This window comes from Ornithinibacillus xuwenensis, from assembly GCF_039614845.1.
Lineage (GTDB): Bacteria > Bacillota > Bacilli > Bacillales > Amphibacillaceae > Ornithinibacillus > Ornithinibacillus xuwenensis.
Window position 1 is genome coordinate 610,551 of record NZ_JBDIML010000003.1, and the last position, 13,419, is coordinate 623,969.

Below are 13,419 nucleotides of genomic sequence, written 5' to 3' on the forward strand. Positions count from 1 at the left end.
CCTCGCTACTGATTTCCTGAAACGATTAAATCTACTAATACATCCAGCTGCTCTTCCATCGCAACAGGATCCTCATTATAAAGTAAATCAAAATCTACCTCATAGACTTGCTTATCCTTCACAGCCTCAAGATTCTGCCACAATGCACCTTGCTTAATTTCCTCTGCCAGTTCTTCTCCCTTATAAACCGTAAGAAGCAGATGATCACCGGCGTAATCTGGCATGGATTCTAGTGAAATTTGTGTACCAGCATTTTCTGTGGCGTGTTCAATAATATCCTTTTGCACGTTTTCTTGCGGTTTTAACCCAAGTGCATGATACAGAATGTAGCCTCCCATATTTATATCACCATAGACCCGTAAGTGTTTATCCCAGACATTAAAGATGGTAAACGTTTCATCTGGTCCAACTGCATCAGCGATTTTTTCTTTACCCGCTTCAATTTTTTCTTCAAAGGATGTGATCCAATCTTCTGCTTCTTCCTGCTTACCAAGAATTTCCCCAAAAGTCTTAACCGATTCTTTTGGATCAGGATAAATGTCCAAAGCGATTGTCGGAGCGATTTTGCTATATTGGTCATACACTTTTTGATTATCGCCATACATTATAATTAAATCTGGATTCAGTGAAATGATTTTCTCAATGTTAGGCTCTGTCGCTGAGCCAATGTCTTCTGTCCCATCCGGTTCAATGTAGGGATGGTTGTTCAGCACGTAGCTTGTTAACCCAACCGGTCTGACGCCTAACGCAATCATGTCACCGTAATACCAGTCCGAAACAATCCGTTTTGGTTCAACCGGGATTCTTGTCTCTCCTAATTCATGCTCATACATCCTCGTCTCTGCTTCGTGATTAGTACCTTCCTCTCCAGACGCATCCTCACTGCTACAAGCACTCGTTATGAATATAAAAAACAGTGAAATTATACAAATAGCTAATAGCTTAATAGATTTCATGTTTATCCCCCTAATCAACAATGATACTCATTCTCATTTATATATAGTATCAACCTTGGTTTAAGGTGTACATGTAATAATTGCTCCAATATTTTTGTACTTTTGTGGCTGTAAATATTCGCATAGCTTCTTCCAGCTGTGCTTCAATGGCTGCAGGACCATAGCCATACCATTTTTCCATGCTTACAAAATAGACTTGGTTGTTACGGACCGCACGAAAATTCTGCCACTCCTCCGAATTCATAAGCTGCACTGCTCGTTTCCGTCCGCCTTCTGTATTCTCAATCATAAAAAAGATATGGTCCGCATTATATTGCGAATTCAGCTTATCCATCATATCCGGCCAAAGACATGCATCCACAACACCTTGATTAAACCAGCATGGGGGTGTTAGATGGAGTGTTCTATAAAGTAAATCAGCACCCATATATCCGGAACCATATATTAAAAAATGATTGCTTCTACAGTTAAATATGGCTACTGTTTCTGATGGATTAAGCACATCAAGAAGTTTCGTGCGGGCATACGCAACTTTTTCATCAAACCGTTCTAGCCAAATCGCTGCTTCCCGCTCCTGCTCCGTAACTTCCGCCACCATTCTGAAATGGTCTCTCCAGCTTATACCACGCCAAGGGATTTGTATCACAGGTGCAATTTTCTTCAGGCGATCATATTCTTCTATTTGATGTACGGTATCGATAATGACGTCTGGTTTGGTTTCCATTAGAAGCCGGTAGCGATCCTGTTTATTCCAACCCCAGTCATAGGTATAGCACTGGCCAGTTTGGATTTCGTTTGCAAAATGGCTATTAATCCAAGAATTAGTCAGTGCAACGTGTGGAACAACACCCAATGTCAACAAGTCAATTGAAAATGCATGGTCTAATGAAGCAAACTTCTTTGGCCGTTTTTTATAAATGAGAGGTGAAACCCCAACAGATTGTTTGAATTTCCGACTTAAGTAAAACTCATCCTTAAAGCCAGCTTCAGCAGCTATCTCACTAAGCTTGTCATTTGTTAATAGTAGTTTTTCCTTCGCTTTATTAATTCGGATTGTATTAACGTATTCTGTAAATGTTTGTCCCGTTGTTTCTTTAAAACGTACACTTAGTCGTTTAAGACTCATCCCAGACACACGAGCAAGCTCTTCTCTTCTTATTTTTCGTTGATAATGCTCATCGATATAAGAAAGAACGAGCTCCATATCCTCTTTATCCTCTGGTTTTTGGTTATCATTCTCTTGAAGCCTGTCTAGCAACTCATAAAAATAACGATGGAAACTAATGCTTTGGTTCCCATTGGATGGCTGCCATAAATCCAATAGTGTATTAGCTAGAATAACTATTCTTTCGAGACGTTCATCCTGAACAATGCCTTCGTTTAAGAAGGTACAAGTAGTCTTGTGAGAGCGCACTTGCTCATGCAAATCTTCTACTCGTTCTAGAACATCAAAATAAACACAAACAACACGGGCGGTCTGTCTATCCCCTTTAATGGATAAAAACGAGTTGCCTTTACAGAAAAATGCTTGGCCATAATCCAATGTAAAGAATTCGTGATTGAGATAACCTTCCACCTTACCACCAATACCGAGCAATAACAGATAATCTCCAGAAGCTTGGTGAAATATCTTTTCTTTATCGATTTCAATCTTTTGCACATTCCGAACTATACTAAATGAACTACCGGCACTTGATTCTCTTGACGCCATTGTTTATTCACCAGCCTTCCTAATACTATAATTGGTTTCATCATACTATTAATTGATAATGATAATCAATACCAATTACATAAGCATCCTACTTTACGAAGCAATTTAAATTCGATACCATGGCAATAAATAAAGGAAGGGAGAAGATATAATGCCAAAGAAAATTGCCGTAATCGTTACCGATATGGTGGAGGAAATTGAACTAACAGATCCTGTGAGGGCTTATAAAGAAGCTGGTCATACAGTAGAAATTATTAGTAACGAAGCTGGTAAAGTAATTAAAGGTAAAAACGGAGACGAGCTAACAGCAGATAAAGGAATTGATGAAGTAAATGCGAATGACTATGATGCATTATTAGTTCCTGGTGGTTTCTCCCCAGACTTACTTCGAATTAATCCAAAGAATGGTGCCTTTGCAAAAGCATTTATGAAGGCTAAAAAGCCGGTATTCGCGATCTGTCACGGTCCACAATTCTTAATTGAAACCGACTTATTAAAAGGTAAAACATTAACAAGCTTTGTTTCTGTAAGAAAAGACTTAGAGAATGCGGGAGCAATCGTGAAAGATAAAGAGGTAGTTGTGGATGGTAATCTCGTTACAAGTAGAACTCCCGATGACCTACCCGCTTTCAATCGTGAAGCATTAAAATTACTACAATAACATTCTGATAAAACGAGACGGTATCTTACAACTGAAGATACCGTCTACTTTATTTTCTTGAGCGAATCCACTTCCCGCAAAAGGAAAGCAGCATAGATCAAAAGTTACTTGCTATTTCTCTCCTTCCATTCCGCCACAAAATCATCCAGTACTTTTTTAAGTTCTTGGCCAATCGATGAATAAGCTTCATCATTTAGATTGGCTAGTGATACCCGAATGGACCATTTTGGTGCTAAGAAGCCTTCCCCACTTAATAATACAATGGATGATTTTTCGGCTAGGTGATATAAAATATCGACCGGCTTATAATTCTCCTTTAGGTAATCTGTAAAGCCTTTTTCATAATGATTATTACACCAAATTTCCAAATCAATCTCTGTATAGTAGTCAGCATCATTTGGCAAATGTTTCTTAGGCAACTCTAAGCCCTCATACAAGAGATTCATTCGTCGATGTAAGATGTCCATAGTTTTTTGCTTGTAGGTATTATTCGTATCAAGCAATGCAAAAACAGAAAACAATGCCATTTGCACCTGCTGTGGTGTCGATAAGCCTGCCGTGTGATTCATCGCAACATCCCGACTATCTGCTACCATTCGGTCAATAAACGTAAGCTCTTCTGGATTCCGCGTTAGGGAAGCATATCGTTTATTCAAGAGGGCTTTCTCATCAGCTTGCAGCTCCTGTATTAACTTATCAAAGACATTGGTTTGATTGATCGCAATGGTCCCTAAACGCCAACCCGTTACTCCAAAATATTTGGAAAAGGAATAGACACCAATTGTATTGTACGGTAAATCAGCCATTAGCGATCGAAATCCTTCTACAAACGTACCGTAAACATCATCCGAGATAATCATAAGATTTGGATTATCCTGTTGTACAATCTGAATTATTTGCTCAATGGTTTCCTTTTTAATCGAAACAGATGGTGGATTACTCGGGTTAACTAGAAATAGTGCTTTAATATCCTTATCCATTAATTTTTCTATTTCCTCATCTGGATACTGCCATGTACGCTGTCCTTTATCGCTAATTTCGGATGCCTCAATACGAATAAGCTCGTAATCATTATTGGGTAGCTCTGGAATCTCGATGTACGGTGGAAATATTGGAACCATTACCGCTATTTTTGATCCTTTCGGTAGTAAGTGATTCTTATATAAGCTTTCAAATATATAGCACATCGCTGCCGTTGCCCCTTCAACAGCAAATAAATCAAATTTGCCACAAGCGGTATCTTGCCCACACATTTCCCTTAATAAAAAATCATGGACAACCTGTTCCGTTCTAACAAGCATTCGGTCTGGATTAGGATAGTTATCTCCAATGATTCCATCGACTAATTCGTACACCCAAGCATCCGCTTCAAACTGCTTTTTCATTATTCCGTAATCGATTATATCCTTAAGCAATGGAATACCAGGAACCTGCTGATTCTCTCTAGCATATTGATGGAACCTATCTGCAATACCAACACGACTTGGCATGCCAGCTAAATCCCCCTCATCCCAGACTCGTCTAGATTCTGTAATTGCAAATTGTCCAAGTGCAAAAAACGCCTCTCGAGGGGAGGCTGCAATCCAATTAGGATTACCACGACCCGCATCAAGCATTGTTCTTGTAATCCTCATTTTCCCCTTCGCCAAATCAATAAGTTTATCTTTCAATTCAAACGGACTTATTCTATCTAATTGATGCCTTTCCTTTTTTGGTTCATCCATTGGAATCCTCCTAAACAAACTGCTTCTTTATAAGAAGAGTATTCCACAGTTGGAGTGAAATATTAGTGATAGAATCACGGGAGTGTATATAGGAGAACGGCATTTTCGAAATCAAAAACCATTGTAGGATATCATGATTAAAGCTATACTAAATTAAACTTAGTTACATTTCCTTTTATTCCCATATTTTCCGAGGAGAATTATTTTGAAGAAAAGTATTTTAACCATTTCAATTTTATATGGAATAGCGTTAACAGCCTCACTTTGGCTTTATGCCCAAAAGCCATTATTCATGGAAGATGTTGGGCAGTTGTTACCCACGAAAATAAAAGCGGTTCATAGCGCAACTAGTGAAGCTGATTTGCAAAGCTGGGTGAAAGAAGCGATTGAAAACGGTGAGAAAATATCTGTCGCTGGGATGCAGCATAGTCAGGGAGGACATACCTATTATCCGAATGGCATGGTAATTGATATGAAGAATTATAATGAAATCCTTGACTATAACCCAGACGAAAAGACAATCACGGTTCAAAGTGGTGCTACATGGGGGGATATCCAAGAGAAAATCAATCCTGATCATCTAGCAATTCGTGTCATGCAATCACAAAATATTTTTACGGTAGGAGGCTCCATTAGCGTTAATGCTCATGGGAGGGATATTCGCTTTGGTTCGCTAATTGATGCCGTTGAATCCTTCCGACTACTCACTCCAGAAGGAGATATTATCGATGTCAGTCGAACCGAAAATAGTGAACTATTTCCTCTCGTAATCGGGGGATATGGTTTGTTCGGTATTATTCTAGATGTCACATTACATTTAACCGATGATGAACTCTATCAAATTCGCTCAAGAACACTTGAATACCAGGACTATACCGATTATTTTCTGAATGAAGTGAAAAGGAATAACGATATTCGCATGCATATTGCTAGATTATCAGTTGCACCGGAAACCCTACTAGAAGAAATGTATGTTACTGACTATGAATTATCTGAAGACCAAGATAATCTAGCAAACTATGCAAAGCTAGAAAGAGACTCACTTGCCGCACCTCAAAAGTTCATGCTTGGACTATCACGCTATAGTAACTGGGGTAAAAATTTTCTTTGGGAAACACAAGAGAAATTTTATGTTGGCCAAAATGGTGACTACATCACACGGAATAATGCGATGCGAGGTGACAGTAAATTTATGGAATATGACAACCCGAGCAAGACAGAAATCTTGCAAGAATACTTTGTCCCAGTGGATGAATTCACAAGCTATTTAGACGATTTGCGAGTATTACTAGATAAAGAGGATTTAAATCTACTAAATATCACGGTACGCTATGTAAATAAGGATGAAGAGGCAATTCTATCGTACGCCAAAGAAGATATGTTTGCACTTGTTCTTTTAATTAACCAAGGTAAAAACAGAGAGGACATAGAAGAAACCGAAAAAGTCATCCAGAAGATGATTGATGTTACATTAGAGCATGACGGATCCTACTATTTGCCCTATTATTCATATCCTACACAAGAACAAATGGACGAAGCATATCCACGTAATGATGAATTCTTTCAACTAAAGAAGCAGTATGATCCAAACGAAGTATTTATGAATCTATTTTACAAGGAGTATAGCCAATGAATTTCCGTAAGTTTCTCATCGCCCAAAGCATCCTAATTGCAGCTAGTAGTGTTGTCTTTCCATTTTATTTACTATTAATTAAAAATGTTGGGGATAGTTACTCTCAATTCGGCTGGGCCTATGGATTATTTACCTTAACAGCAGCATTTTCCTATCCAATAATTGGCCGACTAGGTGATCGGTTTGGCGATAAGAATATGCTTCTTATTTATACATTAGGCATGGCAGCTGTCATGCTGATTATTCCGCTTCTTATTCATGTATGGCAGGTTTATGTGATACAGATTGTCATGGGGATTCTTGGTGCAGTTCAAAAGAATACTGAAAAAGCTTTTCTAGCTCGCAATGAAAAAGATGTCAATACTGCAGGTACAAGAATTGGGAACTATCATCTGCACATATCACTTTGGAGTGGAATAGGAATTATTCTAACGGGGTATTTAATAGATTTTTTAACAATTGCTAGCTTATTTTATTCGATTTCGTTTGTTTATGTTGTTGCTTCTTTTGTTATTGTTAAGCGGAAATAAAAGGAACATTCGTTCTATTATTCTACTTGTTAGTATGATAGTATAACACTAACAACTACATAGTATAGTGGGCGGTTGGCCACTTCCTGTGAAGGGAGGTGGTAAGGATGACGACTGACGAAGCATTAAGTTTACTAGTTCAAGTTAGTATTTCTATTACAGCAGGAATTACACTTTTTGTAACCATTGTCGTCTTTCTAAATAAAAAGAAGTAACCACCCCTGACCAAGGATCGGCTACTTCTTTTTAGAATCTCTAACATATGGTCGACCGCTCTTTATGCGGCTGTAGTTGTGGTACTGGGTAGTTACAGCTACTCAGTACCCTTTTCTTATGATAAGTATAGTTTTTATAAGCTATACTGTCAATTCACATTCACAGGTGAAAAACTGAACAACTCAATAAAATCTCCCCTTATCTATGGTTAACTGATAAACTGGAAATAACGAATAATGTTAGGTGATATGATGGCAAACGTAGTGAAAATCTCGGTTAGACATTTAGTGGAATACGTGTATCGAAGTGGCAGTATTGAATCTGGTTTTCAAACGGCATCTTCTATGACAGAAGGAACGAGAATCCATCAATTAATTCAAAAAAGCTATCGGGAACACGATGAAAAGGAAGTGTTTGTAGAAGCAGAGATTCCTTATGAAGACTTTGTTGTTCGAGTGGATGGACGTTGTGATGGATTACTAAAGGATGGAGAAACCATCACCATTGATGAAATAAAGTCTACTGTACATTCCTTGGATGCTGTACTGGAGGATAGCCATCCTGTGCACTGGGCACAGGCTATTTTTTATGGATATATTTATGCATCTGACCATGATTTAGCAGAAGTGACCATTCAGCTTACATATGTACAAGTAAAAACGCAGGAACAAAAGCAATTTCGCCGTGTGATGACGTTTGCGGAAATGGAATCCTTTGTCTACAAAGTGATCAAGGATTATGCTGCATTTTTAAAGGTGAAGCTTAAGCATAAGGTGAATCGAAATGAAACATGTAAAACACTAGAATTTCCATTCGAAACCTATCGGGAAGGACAACGAAAGCTTGCTGGGGCCGTATATAAAACCATTGCAGATAAAAAGACGTTGTTCGCACGGGCTTCAACTGGGATTGGTAAGACCATTTCGACTATCTTTCCTACGGTCAAAGCAATCGGTGAAGGTAAGCTGGAGAAGATGTTTTATTTAACCGCAAAAACCATTACACGAACAGCTGCTGAAGAAGCATTTCGACTATTGATAGAAAATGGACTTGATATTCACGTTCTCACCATTACGGCCAAGGATAAAATATGCTTTCAGGAGGAAACCATTTGCACAAGTGAGAGCTGTCCATTTGCAGATGGCTTTTATGACCGAATCAATGGGGCAGTTATTGATATTTTAAAGCATGAGAACATGATGAATCGGAGCGTAATCGAGCTTTACGCTAGAAAGCATCGGGTTTGCCCTTTTGAATTTTCCATTGAACTCGCCTATGCAGTAGATGCTGTCATTTGTGATTACAATTATATTTTTGATCCGAGAGTATCCTTGAAGCGCTTGATGGAGGATCAGAAAAAGAAAACCGCCATACTAGTGGATGAGGCACATAACCTAGTTGATCGTGCTAGGGAAATGTACTCTGCTGAAATTAATAAATCCAACTTCCTACAGCTAAAAAGAGATTTTCAAAATAATTCCATTGGAACTGCTGCTAAAGCAATCAATGACCGCTTATTACAGGTGAAAAAGTCAGAGGAGTACTTGCGGAAGGGCCTGGATGAGGAACTAGTCGAATTACTAGAAACCTTCATCATGGAGGCTGAGATAGAGCTCGTACGGAACGATCATGATTTGTTATTAGATACGTATTTCTCCGCTCAAAACTTTGTGAAAATTGCTAAGCTGTACAATGAACGATTTATCACGTATATAGACGTTCAAAAAAGTGAAGTGAAGCTGAAATTATTTTGTCTGGATCCATCTGAGCAGATTCTAAAAATGGGAAAAGGATTTCGGGCAAGAGTGTTCTTTTCTGCAACGTTAACACCTGCAGATTATTATAGGGATTTACTTGGCGGACAATCGGATGATTATGTCATCTCCATCCCATCTCCTTTTGCAAGAGAAAATGCCGAGGTCATCATTCAACCATTATCGACGAGGTATCGGGATAGAGAAAATACTTTAATGCCAATGGTACACTTTTTCAAGGATGTGTTAGATAAGACAAAAGGGAATTTCTTAATCTTCTTCCCTTCCTATCAATATATGAGAAATGCATATGAGCAATTTGTAGAAAAATATCCTGATATAAATACGATTATGCAAGATGGTGGGATGTCTGAAGTAGAGAGAGAAGAATTCTTAGCTGCGTTTGATTCAGAACGAGAAGAAAGATTGGTTGGTTTTGCAGTACTCGGTGGAATCTTTTCCGAGGGTGTAGACTTAAAAGGAGACCGACTACAGGGGGTTATCGTAGTTGGAGTCGGAATGCCACAGATTGGTTTGGAGCGAAATATTATAAAGGACTATTTCCAATCCATTGGAAAAAACGGCTTCGATTATGCGTATGTGTATCCTGGAATGAATAAAGTACTACAAGCTGGCGGACGACTAATTCGCTCGGATTCAGATACTGGTGTGATCGCACTAGTGGATGATCGATTTTTGCAAAGGAAGTATCAGGGGTTATTGCCTTGGGAGTGGCAGCATTATAGGGTAGTAGATAAGTGAAATTTTGTGATAGGGGGCCAGAGGCTTCCCCCTTCACATCCCATTTTATTTAGCTGCATCAGGATTATTAGATTCTACATACTTTTACTAGTTTGTTTCTCATAGGGTTAAACCTTAACACAGTATGTTAGCGATAAAGTTTCCTTGCTTCTTCCAAGAAGTTTACATATTTCTCCATGAAGCTTTCTGGCTTGGTTATTTTAACCTTATTACCAAACCCAGCGATGAATTGAAAAGCAAATGGGTTCTCAGGCAGTTCAATTGTCGCAAGGTAACTTCTAGACGTAACTTTTGTCACGGCATTCTTCCCATATCTCTCAATAAATTGATCCCTAACTGAAATATCAATCTCTAGCTCTACCCCAATCAAGCTTTGATATTCGATATGTTTATCTTGCCTTTCTTTATATTCCTTATTGGACCTTGGTACAAAAGAACCGACTTTTTGGATATCTAATATCCTCGTCAATTTAAAGGTTCGATAATCCTCTCGCTCTATACTATATCCATACAGATACCAATGCATCTCACTTATATGTAGTGTATAAGGTTCTACAACTCTATCGGTTTTGTTTCCTTTTTGGTCCACATACTCCAGCTTTAGTAACCAATTATTCTCAATTGCTTGCTTAACAACTAGAATATCTTCTTTGATTTCGCTTCTTCCTGTCCAATCATAAAAAGTTAGATCTAGATTAGGAGAAATATCTGTGCTGGTCATTCCTTTGATTTTTTGGATCGTCATTTGGATTTCTTCATTCGTAATCAGCCGCTCAAAACCACCTAATGCAACGAGTATATTTTCAATATCATGGTTATTTAATAATCGCTTATCGAATTTATACTCATCCATTAGGGCATACCCTCCTTCTGCACCATATATTGCATAAATAGGGATGTTTGCATAGCTTAAGGTTTCCATATCACGCTGGATCGTTCGCTTCGTTACTTGAAAAAGCCGACTAAATTCTGAAGCAGAAACAACCTTCTTTTGTAATAAGATCATCACGATCGAAATAAGTCGCTCTATTTTTTTCATCATATCCTCCAATATACGACATACTGTTGTCTCCTATGGTCTATTATACTTCAATTATAAAAAGGAGGTAATACAGGATGAAAGCAATAACATACTTACAATTTGATGGGAAGGCAGATGAGGCATTAACCTTTTATGGAGAGGCATTACAAGCAACAAGCGTAAAGAAGGTGAAGTTTGGTGCTTTTGGTCAGGATCCGAACTACCCTTTAACAGAGGAAGAACAAAACATGATTATGGAATCTCGTATTGAATTCTCCGGAAATCATTTAATGATCTCTGATGTTCTCCCTTCCATGCAAGCTGTAACAGGCAACATTTCAAAGGGGAATAACGTCATAATCAGTATCATAGACGCTGATTCAGAAACGAATAAGCAAATTTTTGATAAACTATCAATTGGTGGTACTGTCGTCATGCCAATAGCTGCTACGCCATGGTCAGCGAGCTTTGGAATGGTAGTCGATCAGTTTGGTGTCATGTGGAAATTCAATAGTGAGGCAAGTAAATTTCTAGACCAGTCCATATCCAATACATGGTAAAAAAGTTCTTTACCTTTCTCAAATTCTTTGGTAAGATTAGAAAAATTTAAAGGTCACAATCAAATACAAATGCTAGGAAGAGAAGAGTATAATCGGCAATTATTGAAAGAGAGCTCCAGTTGGTGAAAAGGAGTAATAATTAAGGATTGGAAACAAGTCTCAGAGCAGCACATCGGATCCCTACAGGTGATGGTGTGACAGGAGCTCCTGTTATAGAGCTAGGGTATATGTATGTTTTTCATGCCGTACCTGAAAAGGATAATATGGTGACATATTATTAAACTGAGGTGGCACCACGGCGCACAAAAACTCGTCCTCAAGACTTAAGGTCTTGGGGGTGAGTTTTTTTATTGTCCAAATATCCATTCACGAAGGAGGAACTAAATTGCGTATAAAAAAGTTTGTAAGAACGTGGAAATATCCTTCCATTTTATTGTCCATTATCGGTATTTCTAGTATAGGAGAGTGGGTGTATTTCTTAGCACTGAATTTAATCGTTCTTGATAGGATGGGGGTACTTGCTGTCTCAGGTCTTTATATACTGAAAGCCTCATCTACTTTATTTACTAACATTTGGTCGGGGAGTTTAATTGATAGATTGAATAAAAAGCATCTTATGATGTGGCTTACTACTATCCAAGCAGTATTTATTGCCTTACTGCCATCATTTTCTTCTATTTGGACAATATACGGTATTGTCTTTTTAATCAATATAGCTAGTTCCATGGATGAACTTGCATCAATGACTTATATAACGAAGCTAATTCCTCATACTCAACGAAAACAATTTAATTCTCTCGTAAGTTTAATTGATTCTGGAGCATTTGTTACCGGACCTGCAATTGCGGGAGTCATGTTTATGATTGGCACGCCTAATTTTGCGATATATTTTAATGCAATAGCTCTATTTTTATCAGTATTACTCCTATTATTTATGCCTAATGTTGAACAAAATGATTTTATGGAAACAAGAGACGAAAAAATAACCTTCAAAGTATTGAAAAATGATTGGAAATTAGTGGTTGATTTTAGTCGTAAACACATATACATTATGGTTATTTATTTACTATTCAGTGCCGTGATGGTTTTGGCAACTGCTATCGATTCACTGGAAGCAGCATTTGCTACAGAAGTGCTTTCTGTATCAGAGAGAGATTATGGATTTCTGGTAAGTATTGCTGGTGTTGGAATAGTTATAGGTGCCATAGTAAACATACTAATTGTTAAAAAAGTGTCTACCACTTGGCTGATTGGTCTTGGATCCTTAACAGTTTCGATTGGTTATATGATTTATGCTTTTTCGGGGGATTTTTGGATAGCAGCCATAGGTTTTTTCGTTCTATCATTTTCGATGGCCTTTATTAATACAGGATTTTATACATTTTATCAAAATAATGTTCCGGTCAAGGTAATGGGACGGGTTAGTAGTGTATATGGTTTCATCGAAGCTTTTTTCATCATTATTGGGACCGCAATTTTTGGAATCCTAGCAGAATCGCTATCGATTAGGTTTGTTGTCCTATTAGGAGCTTTAATCATGCTTGCAGTAACGATTCTATTATTTATCTTTACTACACACCCCTCTAAAGCAGGATATTATTCGGAGAAACATCAGGTACAAACTTCCGACACGGATTAGTAATATAAATTATACAAAAGGCTGGAATAAAGATACGTTCATGAAAAGGTGGTTTTGTTTGCGGATAACTTTGTTGGAGTAATAATATTCTTAGGTTTTTTGTTGAAATTAAGCTGGAGAGATTCCTCTAGAGGGTTATGGGGATGCAATTAACAATGGTCCGTTTAGGTCAGGCATATGTAATGGGCATTTACAATTCGTAATACTTCCTCTACTTATAGTATACAACAATTATCAGAATACTTATAGACT

General features: G+C 37.9%; 10 protein-coding genes and 1 other annotated feature. Of the genes, 6 read left to right on the top strand and 4 right to left on the bottom strand.

What is annotated here, in order from left to right; translation table 11 throughout:
- Positions 1 to 5: 5 nt before the first annotated feature.
- On the bottom strand, positions 6 to 956 hold the full coding sequence (locus ABC228_RS12580; protein WP_345825489.1) for an ABC transporter substrate-binding protein: 951 nt from the start codon (positions 954 to 956) through the stop codon (positions 6 to 8).
- Positions 957 to 1,005: 49 nt separating this feature from the next.
- Positions 1,006 to 2,667 carry an AraC family transcriptional regulator gene (locus tag ABC228_RS12585; RefSeq protein ID WP_345825490.1) on the bottom strand — a complete coding sequence of 554 codons (1,662 nt, stop codon included), beginning with the start codon at positions 2,665 to 2,667 and terminating at the stop codon, positions 1,006 to 1,008.
- Between the two features lie 151 nt (positions 2,668 to 2,818).
- Here ABC228_RS12585 and ABC228_RS12590 point away from each other — a divergent pair, with 151 nt between their 5' ends.
- Positions 2,819 to 3,328, top strand: coding sequence for a type 1 glutamine amidotransferase domain-containing protein (locus ABC228_RS12590; protein ID WP_345825491.1), 510 nt, complete (start codon positions 2,819 to 2,821; stop codon positions 3,326 to 3,328).
- 104 nt (positions 3,329 to 3,432) lie between these two features.
- Here the strand turns inward: ABC228_RS12590 and aspD are convergent, their stop codons facing one another.
- Complete coding sequence (aspD, locus tag ABC228_RS12595; protein ID WP_345825492.1) at positions 3,433 to 5,052, bottom strand: aspartate 4-decarboxylase; 1,620 nt, start codon at positions 5,050 to 5,052, stop codon at positions 3,433 to 3,435.
- Positions 5,053 to 5,254: 202 nt separating this feature from the next.
- Between aspD and ABC228_RS12600 the strand changes: the two genes are divergently transcribed.
- From ABC228_RS12600 to ABC228_RS12610, 3 genes are all read left to right on the top strand, one after another.
- The gene (locus tag ABC228_RS12600) at positions 5,255 to 6,685 is read left to right on the top strand and encodes an FAD-binding oxidoreductase (RefSeq protein WP_345825531.1); all 1,431 of its coding nucleotides are present in this window, start codon (positions 5,255 to 5,257) and stop codon (positions 6,683 to 6,685) included.
- Positions 6,682 to 7,215 (top strand): MFS transporter, encoded by a 534-nt coding sequence (locus tag ABC228_RS12605; RefSeq protein ID WP_345825493.1) that lies wholly within the window; start codon positions 6,682 to 6,684, stop codon positions 7,213 to 7,215. The genes ABC228_RS12600 and ABC228_RS12605 overlap by 4 nt, the downstream gene beginning before the upstream one ends.
- A gap of 467 nt (positions 7,216 to 7,682) precedes the next feature.
- Positions 7,683 to 9,947 carry an ATP-dependent DNA helicase gene (locus ABC228_RS12610; protein ID WP_345825532.1) on the top strand — a complete coding sequence of 755 codons (2,265 nt, stop codon included), beginning with the start codon at positions 7,683 to 7,685 and terminating at the stop codon, positions 9,945 to 9,947.
- Between the two features lie 127 nt (positions 9,948 to 10,074).
- Here ABC228_RS12610 and ABC228_RS12615 read toward each other — a convergent pair whose 3' ends face one another.
- A complete protein-coding gene (locus ABC228_RS12615) occupies positions 10,075 to 10,989 on the bottom strand; it encodes a helix-turn-helix transcriptional regulator (RefSeq protein WP_345825494.1) in 915 nt (304 codons plus the stop codon).
- A 74-nt stretch (positions 10,990 to 11,063) separates the two neighbouring features.
- Here ABC228_RS12615 and ABC228_RS12620 point away from each other — a divergent pair, with 74 nt between their 5' ends.
- Positions 11,064 to 11,528 carry a VOC family protein gene (locus ABC228_RS12620; protein WP_345825495.1) on the top strand — a complete coding sequence of 155 codons (465 nt, stop codon included), beginning with the start codon at positions 11,064 to 11,066 and terminating at the stop codon, positions 11,526 to 11,528.
- A 65-nt stretch (positions 11,529 to 11,593) separates the two neighbouring features.
- Positions 11,594 to 11,849, top strand: a binding site (T-box leader).
- A 64-nt stretch (positions 11,850 to 11,913) separates the two neighbouring features.
- Positions 11,914 to 13,167, top strand: coding sequence for an MFS transporter (locus ABC228_RS12625; RefSeq protein ID WP_345825496.1), 1,254 nt, complete (start codon positions 11,914 to 11,916; stop codon positions 13,165 to 13,167).
- Positions 13,168 to 13,419: the final 252 nt, after the last annotated feature.